Genomic DNA, 25,769 nt, shown 5'->3' with positions numbered 1-25,769 from the left:
TCAACACCATTTGTGGTCCACCAAGGTCTTTCCGTGTTCGATCGCATATTCGAACTCATGACGGAAATGCTTGGTGAAACTGCGAACCGGGAACACCGCGGCATCGGCCAGGGCGCAGATGGTGCGGCCTGCCATGTTGTTGCCCACGGAATCCAGAAGCTCCAGATCGCCCGGACGGCCTTGGCCGTTGGCGATGCGATGGATCACGCGGTACAGCCAACCGGTACCTTCACGGCACGGCGTACACTGACCGCAGGACTCTTCGTGGTAGAAGAAGGCCAGACGCTCCAGCGCCTTGATCATGCACACGTCTTCGTTCATCACGATCACGGCACCCGAGCCGAGCATAGAGCCGGCCTTGCTGATGCTGTCGTAATCCATGGTGCAATTCATCATGATCTCTGCCGGCAGAATCGGCGCAGACGAACCGCCCGGGATCACCGCCTTGAGCTTCTTGCCGTCCTTCATGCCGCCGGCCATTTCCAGCAGCGTCGAGAACGGGGTGCCCAGCGGAATCTCGTAGTTGCCCGGACGATTGACGTGACCGGAAACCGAGAACAGCTTGGTGCCGCCGTTGTTTGGCTTGCCCGCTTCGAGGAATTTCTGCGCGCCGTCGCGAATGATGAACGGCACCGAGGCGAACGACTCGGTATTGTTGATGGTGGTCGGCTTGCCGTAGAGGCCGAAGCTGGCCGGGAACGGCGGCTTGAAGCGCGGCTGGCCTTTCTTGCCTTCCAGCGACTCCAGGAGCGCGGTTTCCTCGCCGCAGATGTAGGCGCCGTAGCCATGGTGAGCGTACAGCTCGAAGCTGAAATCGGTGCCGAGGATGTTCTGGCCGAGGAAGCCGGCCTTGCGAGCCTCTTCCAGCGCTTCTTCGAAACGCAGATACTCGGCGAAGACCTCGCCGTGGATGTAGTTGTAGCCGGCCTTGGTGCCCATCGCGTAACCGGCGATGATCATGCCTTCGATCAGCGAATGCGGGTTGAAGCGCAGGATGTCGCGGTCCTTGAAGGTGCCCGGTTCGCCCTCGTCGGTATTACACACGACGTACTTGTCGCCCGGGAACGAACGCGGCATGAAGCTCCACTTCAGACCGGTCGGGAAGCCAGCGCCGCCACGACCGCGCAGGCCGGAGTTCTTCACCTCGGCGATCACGTCTTCCTGCGGCAGCTTGCTGTCGAGAATCTTGCGCAGAGCCTGGTAGCCGCCACGCGCCACGTAGGCGTCGAGGCGCCAGGCATCGGCGGCAGCCGTATCCACGCCGTCGAAAATCACACCATTGACGAAGACTGCCATTATTTCAACTCCGCCAGTTTTTTATCGATCGCTTCGGACGTCATGAAGCTGCACATGCTGTGGTTGTTCACCAGCAGCACCGGGGCGTCGCCGCAGGCACCCATGCACTCCCCTTCCAACAGGGTGTACATGCCGTCGCTGCTGGTCTCGCCGATGGCGATGCCCAGCTTGTGCGAGATGTACTCGGCAGCGTTGACCCCGCCGCGCAGCGCACAGGGCAGGTTGGTGCAGACGGTGATCTTGTATTTGCCCACCGGCTTCATGTCGTACATGTTGTAGAAGGTGGCGACTTCGTAGGCGGCTACCGGCGGAATTTCCAGGTAGTTGGCGACGAACTCGATCACCTCTTGATTCAGGCAGCGGGCTTCCGGCGTTTCACCGGTGGAGCGCCGCTCTTCCAGCGCGATGCGCAGAGCGCCCATGACGGCGGAGCGCTTCTGGTCGGCCGGGTATTTGGCGACCTCGCGGTCGATCAAGGCAAGCGATTGTGCGGACAGCATCAGCGGTCAATCTCCCCAAACACGATATCCTGTGTACCAATGATCGCCACCACGTCGGCAATCATGTGGCCGCGCGACATTTCGTCCAGGGCCGCCAGATGGGCGTAACCCGGCGCGCGGATTTTCAGACGGTACGGCTTGTTGGCGCCATCCGACACTAGGTAGATGCCGAACTCACCCTTGGGGTGTTCCACCGCGGCGTAGGCTTCGCCTTCCGGCACGTGCATGCCTTCGGTAAACAGCTTGAAGTGGTGGATCAGCTCTTCCATGTTGCTCTTCATGCCTTCGCGCGAAGGCGGAGCAACCTTGAAGTTGTCGGTGATGACCGGCCCCGGATTTTTCTTGAGCCAATCCACGCATTGCTTGACGATGCGGTTGGACTGGCGCATTTCCTCGATGCGCACCAGATAGCGATCGTAGCAGTCGCCATTGGCGCCGACCGGGATGTCGAAATCCATGCGGTCGTAGACGTCGTAGGGCTGCTTCTTGCGCAGATCCCACTCGATGCCCGAACCGCGCAGCATCGGCCCGGAGAAGCCCAGGTTCAGCGCGCGCTCCGGCGATACCACGCCGATGCCGACGGTACGCTGCTTCCAGATGCGGTTGTCGGTCAGCAGGGTTTCGTACTCGTCCACGTAGGTCGGGAAACGCTGGGTGAATGCATCGATGAAGTCGAGCATGGTGCCCTGGCGGCCTTCGTTGAGCTTGGCCAGTTCACGCGCGTTCTTGATCTTGGAAACGGTGTACTGCGGCATCGAGTCCGGCAGATCGCGGTAGACGCCGCCCGGACGGAAGTACGCCGCGTGCATGCGCGCACCGGAGACTGCTTCGTAGCAGTCCATCAGGTCCTCGCGTTCGCGGAAGGCGTACAGAAACACGGTCATCGCGCCGATGTCGATGGCATGAGCCCCGATCCACAGCAGGTGGTTCAGGATACGGGTGATCTCGGCGAACATGACGCGGATGTATTGCGCCCGCTCGGGAACTTCCACCCCCAGCAACTTCTCGATTGCCAGACAGTAGGCATGCTCGTTGCTCATCATGGAAACGTAGTCGAGACGGTCCATGTACGGCAGCGACTGGATGAAGGTCTTGCTTTCGGCCAACTTCTCGGTGCCGCGATGCAACAGGCCGACGTGCGGGTCGGCGCGCTGGATCACTTCACCGTCCAGTTCCAGCACCAGGCGCAGTACACCGTGGGCAGCCGGGTGTTGCGGACCGAAGTTGAGCGTGTAGTTGCGAATCTCAGCCACCGTAGGTCTCCTCGCGAATGATGCGCGGGGTGATTTCCCGCGGTTCGATGGTGACCGGCTGGTAGATCACCCGTTGTTGCGTCGGGTCATAGCGCATTTCGACGTAGCCGGACAGCGGGAAGTCCTTGCGGAACGGGTGGCCGACAAAGCCGTAGTCGGTCAGCAGGCGACGCAGGTCCGGGTGGCCGTCGAACACGATGCCAAAGAGGTCGAACGCTTCGCGCTCGAACCAGTTGGCGGAATTCCACACGCCGACGACGGAATTCACCACGGGGAAATCGTCTTCCGGTGCGAAAGTCTTGAGGCGGATACGTAAATTGTGCTTGAGGGACAGCAGATGATAGACGACGGCAAAGCGCGGACCATCCCAGGGCTGGTCCTTGTAGCTGCTGTAGTCGAGGCCGCACAGATCGATCAGTTGCTCGAACGACAACTCGGCATGATCACGCAGCAGGGAGGCTGCTTCGACGATATTTTCTGCCTTGCAGACGATGGTCAGCTCATCGAACGCCAGCGTGCTCTGGACAAGCCTGTCGCCCAGCACCTGCTCGACAACCGACTTGAGCGCTTCCATTTTGGAGGCCATGGGTTTCTACCTTAGCGGGCAATGGTGTTAGTACGTTTGATCTTGTTCTGCAGCTGGATGATGCCGTACAGCAGCGCTTCGGCAGTCGGCGGACAGCCCGGCACGTAGACATCAACAGGAACGATTCGGTCGCAGCCCCGCACCACGGAGTACGAGTAGTGGTAGTAGCCACCGCCGTTGGCACAGGAGCCCATGGAGATGACCCAGCGCGGTTCGGCCATCTGGTCGTATACCTTGCGCAGGGCGGGAGCCATCTTGTTGCACAGCGTACCGGCCACGATCATCAGATCGGACTGGCGCGGACTCGGGCGGAACACCACGCCGAAACGGTCAAGATCGTAACGGGCCGCACCCGCATGCATCATTTCCACCGCACAGCAGGCGAGACCGAAGGTCATCGGCCACAAGGAACCGGTACGCGTGTAATTGATGAGCTTATCGGCGGTCGTGGTGATGAAACCTTTTTCGAGAATGCCTTCTACTCCCATTCCAGGGCTCCCTTTTTCCACATGTAGACGAAGCCGAGCGTCAGAACCGCAATGAACTCCACCATGACACCAAAACCGAACGCACCGAGTTCCTTCAGCACGACGGCCCAGGGAAACAGGAAGGTGATTTCGAGATCGAACAAAATGAAGAGGATGGCTACGAGGTAATAACGCACGTCGAACTTCATGCGCGCGTCTTCAAAGGCCTCGAAGCCGCACTCGTAAGGAGAGAGTTTTTCAGGATCAGGACGATTAGGAGCAACCAGCCACCCCAGCAGGATGGGGCCGACACCAACCAAGAGCCCTACTATGACGAACAACAGAATGGGAAAGTAATTTTGCAGCATTTCCCGTATACCCCCAAAAAAAGGAGGTATGACCCTCCTTGGCTCGAAATAAAACAGGCCACCGGAATCCCGGTGGCCTGTTTTTTACGGTGGTGCCGACAGTGAGACTCGAACTCACACAGCTTTCGCCACTACCCCCTCAAGATAGCGTGTCTACCAATTTCACCATGTCGGCACATAACTAAACTTTTATTCCGGTATCTTCGAACCGGCAGGCTTCTGATTCGCGGCACCGCCCGGGAGTTGCGGCGCGACTTTTTCAACTTGCCCACCCATCACACCTAGCTCACTAGAGGGACCAGCAGAGAGCTTGACCAAGGCAAGACAGGTCGAGAAAAACACAATAGCTGCAACAGCAGTAGTGCGGCTTAAGAAGTTTGCCGAGCCCGAGGCCCCAAACAAACTACCGGACGAACCCGCGCCGAACGCCGCCCCCATATCCGCGCCCTTGCCGTGCTGCATCAGAACAAGGACAATAATCGTTACTGCGGATATGATATTAATTATCCAAACGAGCGTTTTTAGAATTTCCATACTATATCAATTTTCTAGCGGTTTGGCAAATCATCGAAAACGACTCTGGAACCAGGGATGCACCCCCTACCAGCGCCCCGTCAACATTATCGAGAGACAGGATTGCCATCGCATTGTCTGCTTTGACGCTGCCGCCGTAGAGGACGCGAATATTAGCAGAGCCCTTGAGCCGGCGCAAGCATTCGGCTTTTATTTCATGGTGGATTTCGTCGATCTGCTCAAGACTGGCCACCTTGCCCGTACCAATCGCCCATACCGGCTCATAGGCCACCACCACCGCACCGCCATCGATGCCGTCGAGCACAGACAACTGCTCACGAATCACCGCGAGATGACGATTCGCTTCGCGCTCAGCCAGGGTCTCGCCAACGCAATATACCGGAGTGAGGCCGGCCGCGATGGTGTTGCGCAGCTTCTGGCTCAACGCCTCACTGCCTTCACCGAGATACTGACGGCGCTCGGAATGGCCGACCAGCACGTAGTTGCAGCCAACGTCAGCCAGCATGTTGGCCGAGGTTTCTCCGGTGAACGCACCGTCTTCGGCGAAGCGGCTGACGTCCTGGGCGGCCAGTGCCAGACCCTGCCCGCTAAGCAAGGATTCGACCGACACCAGGTAGGGAGAGGGAACCGCGATGGCGACACCGGCACGATTGACCGACTCCGATGCCAACAATTGCGCCACCAATTGTGCGTTGAACGCATGACGCCCATGCATTTTCCAGTTTCCAATCACCAACTTATCAGCCATAACACCCCCAATATTATTTCGACGCGCATTATATCCCCGATCATAGGAGCGTCAAACCGCCCACCGGCAGCTCCCAAAAGACAACTTGTAATATTTCTGCAAAGTACGGGGGCTAGGATGCGCCCATCGTCAACTGTGTCGCTCACACGGAGTAAGCATGAAACAGTCCATTCGCCTGGCCGCCTCGTTGGTTCTGACGGGGGCCGTTGTGTCCGGAACGGCTTTCGCCGCAGACATTACCGGTGCCGGCGCTACCTTCCCTTACCCGCTGTACGCCAAATGGGCCGAGGCTTACAAAGCCTCCAGCAACAACAGCATGAACTATCAGTCGATCGGTTCCGGCGGCGGCATCAAGCAGATTCAGTCGAAAACCGTTGATTTCGGCGCTTCCGACATGCCGCTGAAGCCGGAAGAGCTGGCAAAGTCCGACCTCACCCAATTTCCGACCGTGATCGGCGGCGTGGTGCCGGTGTACAACCTGCCGGGCGTGGCTGCAGGTCAGATCAAGTTCACCGGCGCGCTGCTGGCTGAGATTTTCATGGGCAAGGTCAGCAAGTGGAACGACCCGGCCATCGCCAGCCTGAACCCGGGCGTCAAGCTGCCGGAACAGAAGATCACCGTGGTGCGCCGCTCCGACGGCTCCGGCACCACCTTCATCTTCACCAACTACCTATCCAAAGTGTCCAGCGACTGGGCTGGCAAGGTGGGCTCCAACACCGCCGTGAACTGGCCGACCGGCGTGGGCGGCAAGGGTAACGAGGGCGTGGCCAACTACGTAACCCGCATCAAGGGCGCCATCGGCTACGTCGAGTACGCCTACGCCAAGCAGAACAAGCTGTCCTACGGCCAGCTGCAGAACCAGGCCGGCAGCTATGTTTCCCCGAGCGAGGAGAGCTTCAAGGCCTCTGCTGGCAACGCCGACTGGAAGAACGCCCCGGGCTTCTACCTGATCCTGACCAACCAGCCGGGCAAGGCCAGCTGGCCGATCTCCGGTGCCACCTTCATCCTGATGCACAAGAAACAGGACAAGCCGGTACAGGGTAGCGAAGCGCTGAAGTTCTTCGACTGGGCGTACAAGAACGGCGACAAGACTGCGCTGGATCTGGATTACATTCCGATGCCGGCCAACGTGAAGGCCACCATCCGCGACAGCTGGAAGCAGATCACCGACAACAGCGGCAAAGCCATCTGGAAGTAAATCGCCATATCAGACGGCGGCTGGCACAATGGGGGTTACGCCCTGCCAGCGCCGGGCGATCAGGCCGGGGAGACGTCTCTCCCCGGCTTTTTGTCTGGATCGAAATACATAGAGCCATACATGGAAAAGTACAATAACGAGCAGCGGATGAACCGTCAGATGATGCTCGACAAGCTGTTCCGGAACGTCACGCGAATGTTCGCGTTCCTGGTTCTGGCGCTGTTGGTCGGCATCCTGATTTCTCTCGTCATTGGCGCCCTGCCCAGCATCAAGGCCTTCGGCTGGCAGTTCTTCATGACCAGCGACTGGGACCCGGTGTCCCAGAAGTTCGGCGCGCTGGTGCCGATTTACGGCACCCTGGCCACTTCGCTGATCGCCCTGTTGATCGGCGTTCCCGTCAGCTTCGGCATTGCCCTGTTTCTGACCGAACTGTGCCCGACCTGGCTCAAGCGCCCGCTGGGGATCGCCGTGGAGCTGTTGGCAGGCATTCCGTCCATCATCTATGGCATGTGGGGCTTGTTCGTGTTCGCCCCACTGTTCGCCGACCACGTGCAGCCGATGCTGATCGACAACCTGGGTGAGCTGCCGCTGATCGGCTTCCTGTTCCAGGGCGCCCCGATGGGTATCGGCATCTTCACCGCCGGGCTGATCCTGGCGATCATGATCATTCCGTTCATCGCCTCGGTGATGCGCGATGTCTTCGAAGTCGTGCCGACGCTGCTCAAGGAATCGGCTTACGGCCTGGGCTCCACCACCTGGGAGGTGGTGCGTTACGTGGTGCTGCCCTACACCAAGACTGGCGTGGTCGGCGGCATCATGCTGGGACTCGGCCGCGCCCTGGGGGAAACCATGGCGGTGACCTTCGTGATCGGCAACTCGTCGAATTTCGCCACCGGCCTGTTCGAACCGGGCAATTCGATTGCCTCGTCGCTGGCCAACGAATTTGCCGAGGCGAGCGGCGAACTGTACCTGTCGTCGCTGATTCAGCTCGGCCTGATTCTGTTCTTCATCACCTTCGTCGTGCTGGCCTGCTCCAAGATGCTGCTGCTGCGCCTGAAAAAGCAGGAAGGGAAGGCATCATAATGAATGATCGTACACATATCCCTGCGGCCATCCCGTCCTCGTCGGCCGAGAGCCCGGGACAGACTGGACGCTTTGCCATGGATCCATCGATTTACCGCCGCCGCCGCCTCGTCAACGCCTTCAATATGGGGGCGTCGATGATGGCCATGGTATTTGGCCTGTTCTGGCTGTTCTGGATCCTGTGGACCCTGATCGACCAGGGCCTGGGCGGGCTGTCGCTCGACGTGTTCAGCCGCAGCACGCCGCCCCCGGGCAGCGTCGGCGGCTTGGCCAACGCCATCTACGGCAGCTTGCTGATGACGCTGTTCGGCACCCTGATCGGTACGCCGATCGGCATCCTGGCAGGCGTCTATCTGGCCGAGTTCGGCCAGCGTGGCTGGCTGGCGCCGGCGACCCGTTTCATCAACGACATCCTGCTGTCGGCGCCGTCGATCGTGATCGGCCTGTTCATCTACGAGATGTACGTGGTCAGCGTCGGCCACTTTTCCGGCTGGGCCGGGGCGCTGGCCTTGTCGATCCTGGTGATTCCGGTGGTGGTGCGCACCACCGAGAACATGCTGCGACTGGTGCCGGGCAGCCTGCGCGAAGCCGCGGCGGCACTGGGTGCGCCGCAGTGGAAGGTGACGCTGTACGTGACGCTGCGCTCGGCCAAGGCCGGGGTGCTGACCGGCATTCTGCTGGCGGTGGCGCGCATTTCCGGCGAGACCGCGCCGCTGCTGTTCACCGCGCTGAACAACCAGTTCTGGAACAGCAATATGAACCAGCCGATGGCCAACCTGCCTATCGTGATCTTCCAGTTCGCCATGAGCCCCTACGCCGACTGGCACACCCTGGCCTGGGCCGGGTCGCTGCTGATCACCTTCAGCGTGCTGGCGCTGAACATCATTGCCCGCTGGATGGGCAGTCAGAAAACCCAATCGCATTAAGGCTTGACGGACATGGCTGAAAACAACATCAAGCTTCAGGTCAAGAATCTGAACTTTTACTACGGCAAGTTTCACGCCCTGAAGGGCATCAACCTCGACATCGCCTCGCGCAAGGTAACCGCCTTCATCGGCCCCTCGGGCTGCGGCAAGTCGACCCTGCTGCGCACCTTCAACCGCATGTTCCAGCTCTACCCCGGGCTGAATGCGGAAGGCGAGATCCTGCTCGACGGCCACAACATCCTCGGCCGCGACGTCGACATCAACCTGCTGCGCGCCAAGGTCGGCATGGTGTTCCAGAAGCCGACGCCGTTCCCGATGTCGATCTACGACAACATCACCTTCGGCGTGAAGCTGTACGAGAAACTGTCGAAGGCGGAGATGGACGACCGCGTGGAATGGGCGCTGCGCAAGGCGGCATTGTGGAACGAGGTGAAGGACAAACTGAAGCAGTCGGGCAATTCGCTGTCCGGCGGCCAGCAGCAGCGCCTGTGCATCGCCCGTGCCGTGGCGTCGCGTCCGGAAGTGCTGCTGCTGGATGAACCGACCTCGGCGCTGGACCCGATCTCGACCGCCCACATCGAAGAGCTGATCCACGAACTGAAAGAGGACTACACCATCGCCATCGTGACCCACAACATGCAGCAGGCGGCGCGGGTATCCGACTACACCGCCTACATGTACCTGGGCGAGATGGTGGAGTTCGGCGATACCGATGCGATCTTCACCACGCCGAAAAAGAAGGCGACCGAGGATTACATCACCGGCAAGTTCGGCTGATCGCCGTCGCCGCACGCCATTTGCCACGCCCCTGCCTGCAGGGGCGTTTTGCTTTGTGGATGCCCGTGGCGTGACTATGACGGAATGCTGGATTTGCCGCCGTCAAGTTGGCGTGGTGCACCCTGCCTCCATTGCCACACCCGGCGTGAAAAACTTGACGTTCCCCCGGCCAAAGCCAACAATTCCGCCCTTCTTTCATCTTTTTGAAACTTATCATGCTGGACATCTTTTCAGGGCTGGAAACCCATGTGGCCCTGACCCTGATCCTGTCACTGGGCTTCGTTCTGGCCTTCGAATTCATCAATGGCTTCCATGACACCGCCAACGCCGTGGCGACGGTGATCTATACCCAGTCGATGAAACCGCAAGCGGCGGTTATGCTGTCGGGCATCTTCAACTTCCTCGGGGTGCTGACCGGCGGTCTGGCCGTGGCCTACGCCATCGTCAACCTGTTGCCGGTGGACCTGCTGGTGGCGGTCAACTCGAACCGCGGCATGGTGATGGTGTTCTCGCTGCTGGCTTCGGCCATCATCTGGAACCTCGGCACCTGGTATTTCGGCATCCCCTCCTCCAGCTCGCACACCCTGATCGGTTCGATCCTCGGCATCGGCATCGGCAACTCGCTGATCAACGGTACTGATGTCAGCACCGGCATCAATTGGGGCAAGGCGATCGACGTCGGCATGTCGCTGCTGTTTTCGCCGCTGTTCGGCGCCGGCTTGGCCGGCCTGCTGCTCTACCTGCTGATGAACTGGTGGCCGCGCAGCAACATCCACAAGAGCCCGTTCCAGCGCCAGCAGATCGAAGGGCGCAAGCATCCGCCGTTCTGGGCGCGCTTCATGCTGATCGTGTCGTCGATGGGCCTGAGCTTCTCGCACGGTTCGAACGATGGTCAGAAGGGGGTCGGCCTGGTGATGCTGGTGCTGATCGGCATCGTGCCGGCGCAGTTCGTGGTGAATCTGGACAGCGACCCGATCCAGATCGAACACACCAAGATCGCCGCGCTGCAGCTCAAGGAGCTGTACCAGCGCAACGAGTCGGCGATCCTGGCGCAGTACCCGGCCTCCGCCAAGCCGACGCAGGCCTTCAGCTGCAGCCCGGCGGCCACGCAACAGTACGCCGGCACGCTGCTGTCGGCGATCGGCGAGGCCCGAAGCTTCCAGCAGTTGCCGGAAAGCCAGCGCTGGGCCATCCGCACCCAGCTGATCTGCCTGGCCGACAGCGCCAAGAAGATCGCCAAGATCGCCAGCATCGGCGACGTCGAGAAAAAACAGCTGAAGGGCATCCAGCGCGACCTGACGGTCACCACCGAGTACGCCCCGATGTGGGTGATCGCGGCGGTGGCTCTGGCGATCGGCATCGGCACCATGGTGGGCTGGAAGCGCGTGGCGCTGACCGTGGGCGAGAAGATCGGCAAGAAGGACATGACCTATTCGCAAGGGATGTCGGCGCAGATCGTCACCGGCGTGGCGATCGGCCTGGCCAGCCTGGTGGGTGCCCCGGCCTCGACCACCCACGTGCTGTCGAGCGCGGTGGCGGGCACCATGGTGGTAGGCCGTTCCGGCCTGCAGCTGTCGACACTGAAAAGCATCCTGATGGCGTGGATTCTGACGCTGCCGGTGTGCATCGGACTGTCGATCGGCTTCTACTACCTCGGCGTGCATCTGTTCGTCTGAGCGTTGCCGCAGGACAAGACCAGGGCCGCTGCAAGCGGCCCTCCGGCTGCTGACAAAGTACTTCGATGCGTTTTTACAGGACCCGGCAAAGCCGGGCCTCTCCACCCAAGTATTTGACTCCGCAGCCTGCCCATCTATTCCCAATCCCCCCGCCCTTGCCCTGCAAGGGAGCCTCGCTACGCTCGAGGGCCGCTTCATGCGGCCCTTTTTTCATGCCTTGAGGAAATGCTCGCGCCCGGCGAGCCAGCGCGTGAGATGGGCCGCGGCTTCGTTCGGCCAACGTTTGAGCAGCTCGGGTGCCAGTTCCTTGGCCGCCTCCAGCAGTTCGATATCCTGTTCCAGGTCGGCGAAACGCAGCATCGGCAGGCCGCTCTGGCGAGCGCCGAGGAATTCGCCGGGACCGCGGATGTTGAGGTCCTGGCGCGCGATCTCGAAGCCGTCGGTGTTTTCGTAGATCACCTTGAGCCGTGCCTTGGCCAGTTCCGACAACGGGGTATCGAACATCAGCACGCAGGCGCTCTTGGCGGCGCCGCGCCCGACCCGCCCGCGCAGCTGGTGCAGTTGCGCCAATCCCATGCGCTCGGCGTGCTCGATCACCATCAGGCTGGCATTGGGCACGTCGACGCCGACCTCGATCACCGTGGTGGCCACCAGCACCTGCAGTTCGTTGGCGGCGAACGCGGCCATCACTTCGGCCTTTTCCGACGCTTTCATACGTCCGTGCACCAGACCCACGCGCCAGTGCGGCAGGTCTTCGGCCAACTGGGCGTGGGTATCGACCGCGGTCTGCAGTTGCAGGGTTTCCGACTCCTCGATCAGCGGGCATACCCAGTAGGCCTGCTGGCCGCCGGCACAGGTGCGGTCGACGTAGGCCACCACCTCGTCGCGGCGCGCGCTGTTGATGAGCTTGGTAACAATCGGGGTGCGCCCCGGCGGCAATTCGTCGATCACCGAGACGTCGAGATCGGCGTAGAAGCTCATCGCCAGCGTGCGCGGGATCGGCGTGGCCGACATCATCAGCTGGTGCGGCTCGCCGCCCTTGCCCTGCAGTGCCAGGCGCTGGCCGACGCCGAAGCGGTGCTGCTCGTCGACGATGGAGAAGCCCAGGTTGTCGAACACCACCTCGTCCTGGAACAGCGCATGGGTGCCGATCACCAGCCGCGCCTGGCCGCTGGCGACCTGCTCCAGCGCCGCGCTCTTCTGCTTCTTGCGCAGCGAACCGCTCAGCCAGGCCACCTCGATGCCGAGCGGCGCCAGCCAGGCTGAGAGCTTGAGGTAGTGCTGCTCCGCGAGGATCTCGGTCGGCGCCATCAGTGCCACCTGGAAACCGGCCTCGATCGCCGCCAGCGCGCTCAACGCCGCGACCACGGTCTTGCCGCTGCCGACGTCGCCCTGCAGCAGGCGGTGCATGGGGTGGGGCTGCGCCAGATCGGCGGTGATTTCGCCCAGCACCTTCTGCTGCGCTGCCGTCAGCGCGAACGGCAGGCTGGCGGACAGCGCGGCGCGCAGCCGGCCGTCACCGGCGATCACCGGCGCCTTGCCGCGCCGCCGCGCCCGGTAGGCCAGCCGCATCGACAGCTGCTGCGCCAGCAGTTCGTCGAACTTCAGGCGCTGCCAGGCCGGCAAGGCCGGGTCGGCGAGCTGGGTGGCGGAGTATTCCGGCGTCGGCGCATGCAGCAGGCGGATGGAGTCGGCGAACGGCACCAGCCCGAGCTGCCCTCGCACGGCTTCCGGCAGGGTTTCACCCAGGGTTTGCGCCTTCAGCTCGGCATGGATCAGCCGGCGCAACACCGGTTGGGTCAGGCCATTGACGGTGGGGTAGATCGGCGTAAGGCTGTCGGCCAGCGGGTCCCCCTCCAGCACCTCGCGAATCTTCGGATGCACCATCTCGTCGCCGCGAAAACCGCGCCGCACCTCGCCCAGCGCGCGTACGCGCTTGCCTTGCGCCAGCTGCTTGAGATGGTTGGGATAGAAATGGATGAAGCGCAGCATCAGCGTGCCGCTCTTGTCCTCGAGCTGCACCAGGAGCTGCTTGCGCGGGCGGTACTGCACTTCGTGCGCCACCACCTCGCCCTCCACCAGCACCGCCTGGCCATACGGCGCCTGGGCGATCGGGTAGAGGTGCGTCTCGTCCTCGTAGCGCAGCGGCAGATGCAGGACGAGATCGAAACGGCGGCGGATGCCCAGCTTCTCCAGCCGCTTGGCGGTAGCGGGCGCCACGGCGGGCGGCTGGCTGGCGATATCGGGAAAGGTACTCATCACCGGCCGATTGTACCGAAAAACAAAAAGGCGGAAGACACCGCGGTGTCATCCGCCCCGGAAGGGTCACTGCGGGATTTAACCCCGCTAGGCGAGCGAGCCGAGGCAGGTTGAGTGTGGCCGGAGCACAGGAACCGAAATGTAAACCGCGTACATGGGGATTCCGTATCGCGGAGTGAATTTCTGCGTGCAAATCTCCGCGATAAAGTCGCACGCACTCCACCGGCACTCAAGATGCGACGGCCCAGCCGCCTGATGTCATGCGCTTACTGGCGCTCCCACACCTGGGTTCTCCCCAGCAGCGACACGCCGAGGAAGCCACGCACCTCCAGCCTGTTGCCGCCGTCCACCAGCTTCATCTTGGCGCTGTAGACCTTGCCGGACTTGGGGTCGAGGATCTCGCCGCCGTTCCAGGCCTCGCCGTCCTTTTTCAGCCCCCAGACGATGGTCAGGCCATTGACCGGCTTGCCCTTGTTGGCGCCATCGCACTTCTCGCACACGGCATCCGGCTTGTTGAACAGCTTGATGATCTTGCCCGACAGCTGACCGTCGGCCCCTTCGCTGATCTGCACCAGCGCCTTGGCCTGCTTGGTCTCGTCGTCGATGGTCTTCCAGGTGCCGGCGGCGCTTTGTGCCAGCGCCGACTGGGCCAACATGCCTCCAGCCAGGGCCAGCAGCGCCAGTTTTGCAAGGTGTTTCATAATTATTCCTCTCCTCGTGTCAGCCCACTATTTAAACGTTGGTTTGGAGCCGTAGCTCGAGGATGCCTTCACGCCGATTCAGCGTCAAGAACCGGGTAACTCGAACACCCCGGAACCGACAAAAATGACACGCCCGCCGACACGTACCTCGCCCGCCGCGCTCACTGTCAGTTCCAACACATTGAGGCGGTCGATGGCGTGACCCTGCTCCACGCGCCACGCCAGCGGCTGATGGCCGTTCAGTGCGCACCAGCCACCGAGGTTGGCGCAGGCCGAGCCGGTGCCCGGGTCTTCGATCACCGCGCCATGCTGCTCGAAGAACAGCCGCACCGTGGCGACGTTGTCGTTCTCATACCACAGGTAGGCGACGCTGCGGCCGGGATGGAGCGTGGCGCGCTGCATGAACAGTTGAGGATCGGGGCGTGCCGCCTGCACCGCTTCGCGGCTGGCGATGCGCACCAGCAGTTGCTCGGAGCCGGTACTGACCCATTCCGGCGCAGCGACGATGTCGGCGGCGGAGAGGCCGAGCATCTCGGCGGTGTCCGCCAGACTGAGCCCTGATGGCCGGGCCGTGGCGGCGTTGGCCTGCAGCGTAAACACGCCGTCGCGTTGTGTCAGTGGAATCGGCCCTGCGTTGGTTTCCAACACGAAGTCGTCACCAGACCGACCCAGTCGGTGCAGCACCGCGGCGCTGCCGAGCGTGGGGTGCCCGGCGAACGGCAGTTCGTAACTCGGAGTGAAGATGCGTAGCCGCGCCGCCGCTGTGCCGGACGGAAACAGGAACACCGTTTCCGACAGGTTGAACTGGCGCGCGATGGCCTGCATGGTGGCGTCGTCGAGCCCTTCGGCATCAGTGAACACAGCTAATGGGTTACCGCCGAAGTGGCTTTCGGCAAACACGTTGACGAGTTGGAAGGAGAACGAGCGCATCGCGACTCCTAACAGGGAGCTTTTTTGCATGATGGCTAACCTTGTGCCGGACGCTGCAACAGCAGCAAGCGCGCAGCCAGACCGAGCAGCACGATGGCCAGCACCCTCCCCTGCCATACCGCAAAGCCCGGCTGGCGTGTCAGCCAGCCGCTGACCGATGCCGCCATGCGGCCCAGCAGGGCATGAAACAGGAACGCCGCTAGAGTCAGCACCGCACCCAACTGGCAAAGTTGCCAGCCGACATGGCCCTGCGACGCATTCACGAACTGCGGCAAGAACACCATGAAAAACAGCAGCGCCTTGGGGTTGAGCAGGCTATTGAACATGGCCATGCGCAAGATCTCGCTCTCGCGCCGTTTGGGCTGGATGGCCAAGGCCATCAGGCCTCCGCTGCGCCAGGCTTTCCAGGCCAGCCACACTAGGTAAGCTGCACCAGCCAGGCGCAATGCATCGAACAGTGGCGGCCAAGCCATCAGCATCGCCGTCACCCCACCCGCTGTCAGCAGGGTCAGCACCACGTCCGCCAGCAGAATACCCAGCGCCACGGCATAACCGGCGCGAGCGCCCTGCAGGGTGCTGTACGACAGCAGGAACGCCATGTTCGGTCCTGGTGACAGCAACAGCAGCATCACACTCAGCAAGAACAACCCTAATGTCTCGATGCCAATCATGTCAGCGTCCTATGGTGATCTGTACTGCAAATTAACATGATGCGGCCCGGCTGCCCATTAGCGATGGGTTGAACACTGTATTCCCCGCCAAAAACAAAAAAGCGGCCCTGAGGCCGCTTGTTTGTGCGTGCGAAAGCGCTTATTCCAGCACCAGCACCGCGTCGGCTTCTACCTGCACGCCCTTGGGCAGGCTGGCCACGCCGATGGCGGCACGCGCCGGGAACGGCTGGCTCATGTACTGGCCCATCACTTCGTTGAAGGTGGCGAAGTTGGACAGGTCGGTCAGGTAGGCGTTGAGCTTGACGATCTGGTCGAGCGAGCCGCCGGCGGCTTCGCACACGGCCTTGAGGTTCTTGAACACCTGGTGCGCCTCGGCGGCAAAGCCGCCTTCCACCACGGTCATGGTGGCCGGGTCGAGCGGAATCTGGCCCGACAGGTACACGGTGTTGCCGGCCTTGACGGCCTGCGAGTAGGCGCCGATGGCGGCCGGGGCGTTGTCGGTGTGGATGATTTCTTTTGCCATGCTTATTCTCCTTCTTTCAGAAACAGGGTTAACAGGTCGTTGAGGAAACGCTGGCCTTTCAGGGTCGGCTTGAGCGTGGTCAGGTCGCGTTCGATCAGCCCCTGCGCCTCGGCCTCAGCCAGCTCGCGCTGGATGTGCGTCAGCGGCAGGCCGGTGCGTTCGGCGAACAGGCGCAGCTCGAAGCCATCGGTCAGGCGCAGCAGGTTCATCATGAACTCGAACGGCAGGTCGCCTCGGGCGATGCGCTCGCGGCTTTGCGCCGGCTGGCCCTCGGCTACCGCCTTGAGGTAGGCGGCCGGCTGCTTGTAGCGCATCTCGCGCACGATGCCGTCGTGGGCGCTGATCTTGGCGTGCGCGCCAGCACCGATACCGAGGTAGTCGCCAAACTGCCAGTAGTTCAGGTTGTGCCGGCACTCGCGCCCGGGCCTGGCGAAGGCCGAGGTTTCGTAGTGATGGAAGCCGGCTTCGGCCAGGCGCGCTTCCAGCGCCTCCTGCATGTCGGCCGACAGTTCGTCGTCCGGCAGCTTGGGCGGCAGGTAGCGCGCGAACAGCGTGTTGGGTTCGATGGTCAGGTGATACGCCGAAACGTGCGTGACGCCAAACGACAACGCGGTGCCCATATCCGTCAGAGTCTGCTCCAGGGTCTGGCCGGGTAGCGCGTACATCAGGTCGAGGTTGACGTTGTCGAAGTGCGTCAGCGCGATGTCGACCGCACGGCGTGCCTCGTCGCCGTCGTGAATGCGACCGAGCGCCTTCAGATGCGCCGGGTCGAAGCTCTGGATGCCGATCGATAAGCGGTTGATGCCGGCCTCGCGGAAGCCTTTGAACTTGTCCGATTCGAAGGTGCCGGGGTTGGCCTCCATGGTGATCTCGGCGTCCGGATACAGCCGCACGCGAGCGCGGATGCCGGCCAGCAGCGTGTCCATCGCGCGTGCCGAGAACAGGCTCGGGGTGCCGCCGCCCATGAAGATGGTGTGCACCGGCCTCCCCCACACCGCCGGCAAGGCGCTTTCGAGGTCGGCAAGCAGCGCTGCGACGTAGGCGTCTTCATCGAAGCCGTTCTTGGCCTCGTGCGAGTTGAAGTCGCAGTACGGGCACTTCCGCACGCACCAGGGAAAGTGGATGTACAACGACAGCGGCGGCAGTTCACGTAATCCGCTTAGCCCTGAAAGCGATATCTTTGTCACCGTCACTGCGCTGCTCCTCGCCGTACTATTAGTACTGTCTCGTCGCTGCTCGCTCGGTTTCGCGATCTCGCTTCCAGTGCGTTGCGGCTTGGATTCTTGGCGGCGGCCATGCTCACGCCAGCGCCTTGAGCTTGGCCATCAGCGCCTGCACCGCTTGGCCGCGGTGGCTGACGCGGTTCTTCTCGCCCGCATCGAGCTCGGCGGCGGTGCGGCCGTAGCCGGGCAGCAGGAAGTACGGGTCGTAGCCGAAGCCGCCTTCACCACGCGCGCTGTCGATCACCTCGCCGTACCAGACGCCATCGGCGACGATGGGTTGCGGGTCATCGGCGTGGCGCACCAATACCAGCACGCAGTAGTACCAAGCGCGGCGGTTGGGCTCGCCGGCCAGCTTTTCTAACAGCAGTGCGTTGTTGCTCGCGTCAGACTTCGGCTCGCCGGCGAAACGCGCCGACTGCACACCGGGCGCACCAGCCAATGCCTCGACGCAGATGCCGGAGTCGTCGGCCAAGGCCGGCAGGCCGGTGACGCGGCTGGCGTGGCGCGCCTTTTCCAGCGCGTTCTCCAGAAAGGTGTGGTGCGGTTCCGGGCATTCTGGCACGTCGAACTCGCCTTGCGGATGCACGGCGATGCCGAGTTCGGCGAACAACGCAGAAAATTCCTTCAGTTTGCCGGCATTGTTGCTCGCCAGCACGATGCGGTCGAACATGGGTTCTCCTGGAGTGAAACCTGCTATCGGCTGCGATTTAGCCACAGATGCGCGTGCATCGGAAGTGAAAAATCAGGAACAGACAATTCAGCAGAAAAATCTCTAATTATTGGAGGCTATCACTGTATTTTTATTCACACTCAGTGATTTACACCAATGAAAATAGCTAAGCCATGACATAGACCTGAATCAAAAACAACGGCCGGCGGGACACATCGGTCCGGACCGGCCGTTTGTCATACGCCAAATCTCAGCTGCGGTCAGTGGCGTCGCGTGCCGTGAGCAGGAGGCCGGCGTCGGCTCCCTTGAGCAAGGCCGAGTCGGACAGCATGCGGCGCCAGGAGCGCGCGCCCGGCAGGCCCTGGTAGAGACCGAGGATGTGGCGTGCGATGTGACGCAGCTGGGTGCCGGGTTCGGCCAGCCGTTGCTCGATATACGGCAGCATCGCCTCGATCACGGCGTCGCGGGTCGGCGCGGTTCTGGCGTCGTCGTAAAAACGCGCGTCCCACTCCGCCATCAGCCACGGGTTGTGGTAGGCCTCGCGCCCCACCATCACGCCGTCCACGTGTTGCAGGTGATGGGCGATCTCGTCGTTGGTCTTCACCCCGCCGTTGATCAGGATTTCGACGTCGGGGAATTCCCGCTTGAGGCGATAGACGTAGTCGTACTTGAGCGGCGGAATTTCGCGGTTTTCCTTGGGCGACAGGCCCTTGAGGATGGCATTGCGCGCATGCACGATGAAGGTGGCGCAGCCGGCCTCGACGATCTGTCCGACGAAATCGCGCACGTAGCCGTAGTCCTCCACCGCATCGATGCCGATGCGGTGCTTGACGGTGACGTCGATGCCGACCACGTCGCGCATCGCCTTGACACAGTCGGCCACCAGTTGCGGCTCGGCCATCAGGCAGGCGCCGAACGCGCCCTTCTGCACCCGTTCCGAGGGACAGCCGACGTTGAGGTTAATCTCATCGTAGCCCCATTCTTCGGCCAACTTGGCGCAGCGTGCCAGCTCGTCCGGCTCCGATCCGCCCAGTTGCAGCGCGACGGGATGCTCGCACTCGTGATAGCGCAGGTGGCGGGCGACATCGCCGTACAGCAGCGCCCCGGTGGTGACCATCTCGGTGTAGAGCCAGGAGTGCCGGGTGATCTGGCGAGCGAAAAAGCGGTAGTGGCGGTCGGTCCAGTCCAGCATCGGCGCAACCGACAACCGTCTGGCCGGCAATTTCCCTTGAATTCCTTGATTGGCGCGGCTTTCAGCACCATTAGCTACAATCTTATTTCTGTCCATTCCGGCCAATTTTTGCCCATTTTCGTCACTTTGGTGCTACAGTAAGTGCTACTTTTCGGGGATATAGCACCAATCACAAGCACTTCGTAGCACCGGAGTACTATCGACATGGCAACGATCACTAAGCAATTGAAAACAAACGGAGAATTATCCTATCGCGCCCAAGTACGGGTCAAGCGCGGTGGAAAGATCATTTTCAGCGAAGCCCGCAGCTTCCCGAAGGAAAAGCTGGCTCGAGACTGGGCTGCCCGGCTGGAGCTCGACCTGAAGGGGCATGGGGCAATCGAGAAGCGCAAGATGGGCAAAGCGACGGTCGGCATGCTGATTGGTCGTTACGTTGAAGAGCTAGACCCCGCCGGCAAGATCGGCCGGACCAAGGGTTATGTGTTGGATAGCCTGTTAGCCCGCCCGATTGCCGAAAAGGAAGCACTAACACTGGATGCAGCCGATGTCATCCAACACTGCCGTGACCGTCAGGAGGAAGGAGCGGGTCCCGCCACGGTGCTACACGACGTCAGCTACCTGAAATCGGTTCTGGAGCATGCCAAGCGTGTCTGGTCCATGCCCGTTTCAGGGCAAGCCATAGATGAAGCCATGGGCACCCTGCACCAGCTCAAGTTGATAGGCAAAAGCCGCGCCCGTGATCGTCGCCCGACGGGAGATGAACTGCAACGCATCTTCACCTGGTTGGAGTCACGCCAATCCTCGCACAACTCCATCATCCCCCATGTCGACCTCGTACGGTTTGCTATTTCAAGCGGCATGCGTGCAGCGGAGATCGAAAGACTGCGCTGGGACGATCTCGATGAAGAAAAGCGGCTGATCCTGGTGCGCCAGCGCAAAGACCCGAAGCACAAGGTCTTCAACGACCAATGGGTCCCCTTGCTGGGTGAAGCCTGGGACATTGTCCAAGCTCAACCGCGAGACGCCGAGCTGATCTTCCCCTATAACATCCGCTCAGTGACCGCCGCCTGGCAGCGCGCCTGTAACGATTTGGGCATCCACGACCTGCGCTTTCACGACCTGCGTCACGAGGGAATCAGCCGCCTGTTCGAGGCGGGGCTATCGATCCAAGAAGTGGCCATGGTGTCTGGCCATCGCAGCTGGAACAATCTCAAACGCTATACCCAACTCAGACCGGAATCGCTGCACGATAAGTTCGGCGCCCCTCTCTCCCCTACAGTCGTGAGAATCGAACCCGAAAGACCAGAGCAAGACGGTTGTTACGCAGGAGAATGGTCATGCCGACAGGATGTTCTGGATGCCTTTGGGCTTCGCCCCAAAGACATCGGAGGGATAAGCATCCTGTTTGCCGCTTTCTTCACCGACACCAAGGTCTTTGTTGTGTTCAAGGAAGAGCAGGAGCTGTTCGAGGTTGAATCAGATGGGGAAATGATCTGGCTGCCAGAGGCGACAACCATCAACAGCCTCCGACATAGGCTCAAAACCGGACGACTGGGCAGGCATGGCAAGCAGAATCTTTTTGCTGATGAATTGCTGCAGGTTCTGATACGACAAACACAAGAGTAAGCCCACAGATTATTCGTGCGGAGCTCGGGCCGATCATGCCTGCTGATCGGCCAAAGCGGCCATTTGACAGATGAATGTAGAGCGGCAGCCTTACACAAAACTCCGGACACGTCCGGGGTGAGGAGGTGGGGCGCTTGCATACGGCACAGGAGCAAACAGAAAGCGCCCTGGAGGGTAATTTTTCATATATTTGCCTGTTTTTTGCCGGCATGATGATGGATTTAACAGCATTGCCCTACGACTTTTCCCTGTCAGTTCTTGCCTGCGGAGAAACCTGTTCAACTTTGCTTTGGGTTTTTCGAGAAATAGTAGCCAATCACACTACCGAGTAGCGTCGTGCAGAAGGTCAGAACCTCGTGGAAGTAGGGGCTGCCGGCGAAGCCAAACAGCAGTATCAGTCCGATTGATCCGAAAACAAGGCTGATGGACAGGATCGGCTGGGTACGGTGGGTCATGCGGTAGGTCATGGTGTCGGTTTTCCCTAGCCCGCCACAGGTGCCGCAGGCCAGCCCGTGGTAAAGGCCTTTTTTCAGCTCATTCCTTTTGGCACACACCATGCAGCTGGCCCCGTCCGGCCCACTAGTGCAGGTACCTGTTCCCTTGCAATGCGCGCAGGCGTGCAAGGTGTAGTGGCTGCGGTCCAGTTCGTCCATTTCCATCCACATGGCCTGTTCAGGCTTTTTCAGTTGATGACAATGTTATTGTAGTTCTTTCGCGGTTGCCAGAAGTACCTGACCGGAATCAGCTTGTTTCTTTCCTATCCAGATTGTGATGCTGAAGTTTTTGATAAATGCCAATGTCACTTCACTGAGGTATGGTGATACTGTTTGCTTTTGCAGTACCACCTCGCCTTTGCGGGCGACCAACTTTCAGGATGAGCTGCACCGGCAGGGTGACCAGTTCAACGGCCTGTATTGGTATGCCTTGATCTTCAACGCGATGGCACAATCGGATCTTAAGTAAGGGATATTCGCAATGGATGTTGATGTCGATTTCTACCGAGAGAATGCCGTCTACCGGAGTTGGGCCGATGGCAGGTTGAACTTCGCGGTCGAGAGTAATTTCAACAACTTCACGGGATTTCGAAAACCGCAGCGAGCAGCAGCATTTGCAGTATTCTCTCACCTCGATTCCGATCCCGCTGTCCCGGCAACAGTGGTCATGCCGACAGGTACGGGGAAAACAGATGCTATCTTTTCGATCATCATCGCGGGCCTTTTTCCCCGCACTTTGCTGATTGTTCCCTCTGACGCGCTGCGCACGCAGATTGGCGAACGCCTTGCCACCCTAACGCGACTTCGCGCGATAAACGCAATTTCCCCGGACATTCTCTCCCCTATTGTTCATCGCATCGACAGCCGTGATGCCGCGATGAACCTCGGTGCGATCGTTGGGGCAAACGTAACGATTGCAACGCCTGCTGCGCTCGCGCAGTTGAGTGATGATGAACTGAATGCATTCGCTGCTAACTACACGCATTTGATATTTGACGAGGCACATCATGTAGCGGCAGTGACTTGGGGCCGAATTCGTAAAGCGTTTGAGCCAAAGCCGACGGTGTACTTCACTGCTACTCCCTTCCGGCTCGACCAGCAGCGTCTCAACGGCAAAATCATCTTCAACTACTCTTTGAGTCAGGCGCAACGAGACAACTACTTCCAGAGAATCGACTTTTTCCCTGTCCGAGAATATGTGACTAGTGAAATCGACCGAACGATCGCCGCCAAAGCAATCGAGCTCCTAGTCGCCGACATCGAGGCAGGCTTCGACCACATCCTCATGGCCCGGTGTGCCACGATCCCAAAGGCAAACAAGATCTTTGAGCTCTATGCCGAACTAGGTGCTAGGTTTGAGCCCGTGGTCATCCACAGTAAGAGCAAGCACAGGGAGCGCGATCTCGAGCAAATCAGGACGAGGCAAAGTCGGATTGTCGTTTGTGTCGACATGTTCGGTGAAGGGTTCGATCTACCAGAACTCAAAATCGCTGCGATCCATGACCAACACCAGAGCCCAGCTGTCACTTTGCAGTTTATCGGTCGTCTCACTCGCACGGACTCTCGCCTAGGAACTGCGAAGTTTGTGGCAAACATCGCCAACCAACGCGCTGACAGCCCGATGAAACTTCTATACGAGGAAAGTGCGGATTGGAGCCTGATAATTCGCGAAGTTAGTGCCGAGCGCATCAATCGCGAGCTACAGCGGCAGGAATTTGAAGCGAGGTTTGAAGGTGACACGGATAGTGCCAAAATCGCAGCTCTCAACCCATCCCCCAATATCAGCACACTCGCGTACCGGCTTACCCCAGCAAATTGGCATCCCAAATCGGTCCGGCAACTGGGTACTCCCAAAGAGGGGCTGGAACTTCATTCAGTTAGCGATGATGGCACCATTGTTATGGCGGTCACCAACGAAGTTGCCCCTGTAGCGTGGGCGAAGAGCGACTCAATCTATGGTTCGACGTGGCACCTGTATCTCGCATATTACCGGCAGAGCGATTCAACTCTCTTTATTTCGTGTACAGGTGATGAGCGCCAAGCTGCGCGTTTTCAATCTCTTGTGGCCAATACTGCGCAGCGAATTAACGGCGATGACGTTTTCAGAGTTATGCATGGCATAAACCGACTCAAGCTCCAAAACGTTGGACTAAGTCGGTCCGGTCGAGATGTTCGCTTTACCATGCACGTCGGACAAGACGTTAACCGTGTCATGGATGATTTAGAAAATGGTCGCTCTATCAAGTCGAATATCTTTGGCGTTGGTCACGCAGCTGGCGAGAGTACAACGGCGGGGTGTTCGGCAAAGGGCAAGCTATGGAAGATGGACACTGGGGCTGTCAACGAGTGGGTGGAGTGGTGCGACATGGTTGCATCGAAGATCAACGACTCCTCTATCGACACGGCGGCGATTCTTCACAATGTCATGCGTGCAGAGAAATTGCAAGGGCACTGGCCTGATGGAATATTTTTTGCAGATTGGCCGGACTCAATGGGTGTCGATACTGAGAGCCGGTGTGCAATCACCGTCGGTGGCGCATCCTACTCGCTGCTGGATACCAAACTTGGCCTGCCTATAAAGGAGAGCTCAAATACGCTTGCTGTTCCACTTTCAGCAATTACGCCCGCCGGTGAAGAGCTTAACTTACTAACAATCCGCATACAGCTTGAAGATGACGGATATCGGTATTCAACAGGGCAGGCAAGTATTCGCATCGGTAACAAGCAACACGACCTTCACGAGTACCTTGATCGCGAGCGTCTACGCCTACTTCAAGCCGATGGCTCAATACTCATCGGAAACTACCGCTACTACACCCACGCATCACTAAATGTGACTCTGCCGCGCCACCTACTTTCTAGCTGGGACTGGGGAACGACGAATATTCACAAGGAATCCATGACGCACGCTGCAGACTTTGATTCTGTCCAAGGCTTTACGTATCAGAAAATCGCTGAAAGCTACGACATTGTTTTCAACGATGATGGTGCCGGCGAAGTTGCTGATCTGGTTGCGGTTCGACATGCTGCAGATCACGTCGTGGTGGATCTTTACCACTGCAAGTACTGTAGTAGCGGCCACCAGCCCGGTGCACGTGTAAATGATGCATATGTCGTTGCAGGACAAGCAAGTCGCTCTGCGAAATGGCTACACAAGGGCCCTGAGCTCTTCCAACGATTGCTCAATCGGTATAGCAATGGTCAAGAGCGCTTGCTTAAAGGCACGCCCCAAGAAATTGACTTTCTGAGGCTTAAATCGCGCGACGTGGAGGTGCAGATGGGCTTCTTCATTGTGCAGCCTGCCTTCTCTGTTCATGAGGTTACCGATAGCGTTATGACAGTTCTTGGTACCAGCTATATGTATCTGCGTGACATTGCGGACGTGGACATGCGAGTAATTGCGAGCCCCTGATTCGTTCCAAGGTACAACGTAGCCTGTTCGCACCACGAAGTGCTGCTTACTGGAAACTTCAGGCATCACGGTCATATAACCTAATTTAATGGATAAGATATTAATGAAATTTAAAGTCATACCTCGTGGAGAAAGCATGCCAGGCAACGGTGTTGATCAGGCATATTTAAAAATAGACTATTGGAATGATTTTTCATTTATTACAATGTTCCATTTGTCAATACACGATCAAGACGGTAATTTTCACGCAATTGGAAACATTAAAATAGGGTTTAAGGGGCAAGATGTAACTATTTCAACGCACGAGAAACTAAGTAATCACGCATAACTAAATTTGAGTTCTGTGCCAACCCTATCCAGCAAGTCGGTCACCTTGCTTTTCAATTCGGTGGCACCCCATGTCTTACATCGTCGCCAGTGGTATTTGGCTTGTTTCCAGAGCTGCTCGATCAGGTTCAGCTCTGGGCTATAAGCTGGCAGAAAGCAGAGATGAAACCCATGATCCAGCAACCAGACATCACGTTTATCTTCTCTGATGGCGGCGTGCATCCGCGCGTTATCCAGGATCAGCAAGGTCGGCCGCTCACGACTGGATCGCTCAGCCAAACTCTGCAAAAAGACCTCAACCTCTTGCTTGCGCACGGTCTGTTCATGGG

At 59.7% G+C, this 25,769-nt stretch carries 26 protein-coding genes and 1 tRNA gene; 8 read left to right on the top strand and 19 right to left on the bottom strand.

Translation table 11 applies throughout. The features are described from left to right. The 9 genes from nuoF to tpiA all read right to left on the bottom strand — a co-directional run bounded on the left by nuoF (position 1) and on the right by tpiA (position 5,752). Positions 1–1,296 (bottom strand): NADH-quinone oxidoreductase subunit NuoF, encoded by a 1,296-nt coding sequence (gene nuoF, locus B9N72_RS01705; protein WP_085274729.1) that lies wholly within the window; start codon positions 1,294–1,296, stop codon positions 1–3. Continuing rightward, positions 1,296–1,796: an NADH-quinone oxidoreductase subunit NuoE gene (nuoE, locus tag B9N72_RS01700; protein ID WP_085274728.1), complete on the bottom strand. Its 501-nt coding sequence runs from the start codon at positions 1,794–1,796 to the stop codon at positions 1,296–1,298. Before nuoE ends, nuoF begins: the two co-directional genes overlap by 1 nt. After that, positions 1,796–3,049: an NADH-quinone oxidoreductase subunit D gene (locus B9N72_RS01695; RefSeq protein ID WP_085274727.1), complete on the bottom strand. Its 1,254-nt coding sequence runs from the start codon at positions 3,047–3,049 to the stop codon at positions 1,796–1,798. The genes nuoE and B9N72_RS01695 overlap by 1 nt, the downstream gene beginning before the upstream one ends. Continuing rightward, positions 3,042–3,635 (bottom strand): NADH-quinone oxidoreductase subunit C, encoded by a 594-nt coding sequence (locus B9N72_RS01690; protein WP_085274726.1) that lies wholly within the window; start codon positions 3,633–3,635, stop codon positions 3,042–3,044. Before B9N72_RS01690 ends, B9N72_RS01695 begins: the two co-directional genes overlap by 8 nt. An 11-nt stretch (positions 3,636–3,646) precedes the next feature. Then, positions 3,647–4,123, bottom strand: coding sequence for a NuoB/complex I 20 kDa subunit family protein (locus B9N72_RS01685; RefSeq protein WP_008953451.1), 477 nt, complete (start codon positions 4,121–4,123; stop codon positions 3,647–3,649). Next, entirely contained in the window at positions 4,114–4,470 is a 357-nt protein-coding gene (locus B9N72_RS01680; RefSeq protein WP_008953452.1) for an NADH-quinone oxidoreductase subunit A, read from the bottom strand. The genes B9N72_RS01685 and B9N72_RS01680 overlap by 10 nt, the downstream gene beginning before the upstream one ends. A gap of 90 nt (positions 4,471–4,560) precedes the next feature. Beyond that, positions 4,561–4,645, bottom strand: a tRNA-Leu gene (locus B9N72_RS01675). Positions 4,646–4,659: 14 nt separating this feature from the next. Beyond that, complete coding sequence (gene secG, locus B9N72_RS01670) at positions 4,660–5,004, bottom strand: preprotein translocase subunit SecG (protein WP_085274725.1); 345 nt, start codon at positions 5,002–5,004, stop codon at positions 4,660–4,662. Between the two features lies 1 nt (position 5,005). Then, positions 5,006–5,752, bottom strand: a complete 747-nt coding sequence (gene tpiA, locus B9N72_RS01665; RefSeq protein ID WP_085274724.1) for a triose-phosphate isomerase — start codon at positions 5,750–5,752, stop codon at positions 5,006–5,008. Between the two features lie 157 nt (positions 5,753–5,909). Here tpiA and pstS point away from each other — a divergent pair, with 157 nt between their 5' ends. From pstS to B9N72_RS01640, 5 genes are all read left to right on the top strand, one after another. Then, on the top strand, positions 5,910–6,950 hold the full coding sequence (gene pstS, locus B9N72_RS01660) for a phosphate ABC transporter substrate-binding protein PstS (RefSeq protein ID WP_085274723.1): 1,041 nt from the start codon (positions 5,910–5,912) through the stop codon (positions 6,948–6,950). A 120-nt stretch (positions 6,951–7,070) separates the two neighbouring features. Continuing rightward, positions 7,071–8,033, top strand: coding sequence for a phosphate ABC transporter permease subunit PstC (pstC, locus tag B9N72_RS01655; RefSeq protein WP_085274722.1), 963 nt, complete (start codon positions 7,071–7,073; stop codon positions 8,031–8,033). A gap of 77 nt (positions 8,034–8,110) precedes the next feature. Continuing rightward, the gene (pstA, locus tag B9N72_RS01650; protein WP_085274721.1) at positions 8,111–8,959 is read left to right on the top strand and encodes a phosphate ABC transporter permease PstA; all 849 of its coding nucleotides are present in this window, start codon (positions 8,111–8,113) and stop codon (positions 8,957–8,959) included. 12 nt (positions 8,960–8,971) lie between these two features. After that, positions 8,972–9,736 (top strand): phosphate ABC transporter ATP-binding protein PstB, encoded by a 765-nt coding sequence (gene pstB, locus B9N72_RS01645; protein ID WP_008953457.1) that lies wholly within the window; start codon positions 8,972–8,974, stop codon positions 9,734–9,736. A 215-nt stretch (positions 9,737–9,951) separates the two neighbouring features. Then, the gene (locus tag B9N72_RS01640; RefSeq protein ID WP_085274720.1) at positions 9,952–11,412 is read left to right on the top strand and encodes an inorganic phosphate transporter; all 1,461 of its coding nucleotides are present in this window, start codon (positions 9,952–9,954) and stop codon (positions 11,410–11,412) included. A gap of 210 nt (positions 11,413–11,622) precedes the next feature. On the opposite strand, the gene recG is transcribed toward B9N72_RS01640, so the two are convergent. The 8 genes from recG to dusA all read right to left on the bottom strand — a co-directional run bounded on the left by recG (position 11,623) and on the right by dusA (position 19,581). Beyond that, a complete protein-coding gene (gene recG / locus B9N72_RS01635; protein ID WP_085274719.1) occupies positions 11,623–13,671 on the bottom strand; it encodes an ATP-dependent DNA helicase RecG in 2,049 nt (682 codons plus the stop codon). Positions 13,672–13,937: 266 nt separating this feature from the next. After that, positions 13,938–14,372, bottom strand: coding sequence for a DUF2147 domain-containing protein (locus B9N72_RS01630; RefSeq protein ID WP_085274718.1), 435 nt, complete (start codon positions 14,370–14,372; stop codon positions 13,938–13,940). A gap of 84 nt (positions 14,373–14,456) precedes the next feature. After that, the gene (locus tag B9N72_RS01625) at positions 14,457–15,302 is read right to left on the bottom strand and encodes a PhzF family phenazine biosynthesis protein (RefSeq protein WP_085274717.1); all 846 of its coding nucleotides are present in this window, start codon (positions 15,300–15,302) and stop codon (positions 14,457–14,459) included. Between the two features lie 35 nt (positions 15,303–15,337). After that, positions 15,338–15,973 carry a LysE family translocator gene (locus B9N72_RS01620; protein WP_085274716.1) on the bottom strand — a complete coding sequence of 212 codons (636 nt, stop codon included), beginning with the start codon at positions 15,971–15,973 and terminating at the stop codon, positions 15,338–15,340. 139 nt (positions 15,974–16,112) lie between these two features. Further along, on the bottom strand, positions 16,113–16,496 hold the full coding sequence (locus B9N72_RS01615) for a RidA family protein (protein WP_085274715.1): 384 nt from the start codon (positions 16,494–16,496) through the stop codon (positions 16,113–16,115). A gap of 2 nt (positions 16,497–16,498) precedes the next feature. Beyond that, a complete protein-coding gene (gene hemW / locus B9N72_RS01610) occupies positions 16,499–17,689 on the bottom strand; it encodes a radical SAM family heme chaperone HemW (RefSeq protein WP_085274714.1) in 1,191 nt (396 codons plus the stop codon). Between the two features lie 106 nt (positions 17,690–17,795). After that, the gene (gene rdgB / locus B9N72_RS01605; protein ID WP_085274713.1) at positions 17,796–18,389 is read right to left on the bottom strand and encodes an RdgB/HAM1 family non-canonical purine NTP pyrophosphatase; all 594 of its coding nucleotides are present in this window, start codon (positions 18,387–18,389) and stop codon (positions 17,796–17,798) included. 250 nt (positions 18,390–18,639) lie between these two features. Beyond that, positions 18,640–19,581, bottom strand: coding sequence for a tRNA dihydrouridine(20/20a) synthase DusA (dusA, locus tag B9N72_RS01600; RefSeq protein WP_234985856.1), 942 nt, complete (start codon positions 19,579–19,581; stop codon positions 18,640–18,642). A 204-nt stretch (positions 19,582–19,785) separates the two neighbouring features. Here dusA and B9N72_RS01595 point away from each other — a divergent pair, with 204 nt between their 5' ends. Continuing rightward, positions 19,786–21,207, top strand: coding sequence for an integrase (locus tag B9N72_RS01595; RefSeq protein WP_085274712.1), 1,422 nt, complete (start codon positions 19,786–19,788; stop codon positions 21,205–21,207). 278 nt (positions 21,208–21,485) lie between these two features. On the opposite strand, the gene B9N72_RS01590 is transcribed toward B9N72_RS01595, so the two are convergent. Further along, a complete protein-coding gene (locus B9N72_RS01590) occupies positions 21,486–21,866 on the bottom strand; it encodes a hypothetical protein (protein ID WP_200810863.1) in 381 nt (126 codons plus the stop codon). Between the two features lie 316 nt (positions 21,867–22,182). On the opposite strand from B9N72_RS01590, the gene B9N72_RS01580 reads away from it, so the two are divergent. Then, on the top strand, positions 22,183–25,113 hold the full coding sequence (locus B9N72_RS01580) for a DEAD/DEAH box helicase (protein WP_085274710.1): 2,931 nt from the start codon (positions 22,183–22,185) through the stop codon (positions 25,111–25,113). A gap of 103 nt (positions 25,114–25,216) precedes the next feature. Further along, complete coding sequence (locus B9N72_RS20530; protein ID WP_143477728.1) at positions 25,217–25,441, top strand: hypothetical protein; 225 nt, start codon at positions 25,217–25,219, stop codon at positions 25,439–25,441. Here the strand turns inward: B9N72_RS20530 and B9N72_RS01575 are convergent. Next, positions 25,432–25,769: transposase (locus B9N72_RS01575; protein WP_085274709.1), on the bottom strand; the 338-nt coding region annotated here is incomplete at its 5' end. The two genes, B9N72_RS20530 and B9N72_RS01575, sit on opposite strands and share 10 nt — an antisense overlap.

This window comes from Pseudogulbenkiania subflava DSM 22618, from assembly GCF_900177275.1.
Taxonomy (GTDB): Bacteria; Pseudomonadota; Gammaproteobacteria; order Burkholderiales; family Chromobacteriaceae; genus Pseudogulbenkiania; species Pseudogulbenkiania subflava.
The sequence above is the reverse complement of the archived record's forward strand: the minus strand, read 5'-3'. Positions and strand labels throughout refer to the sequence as shown.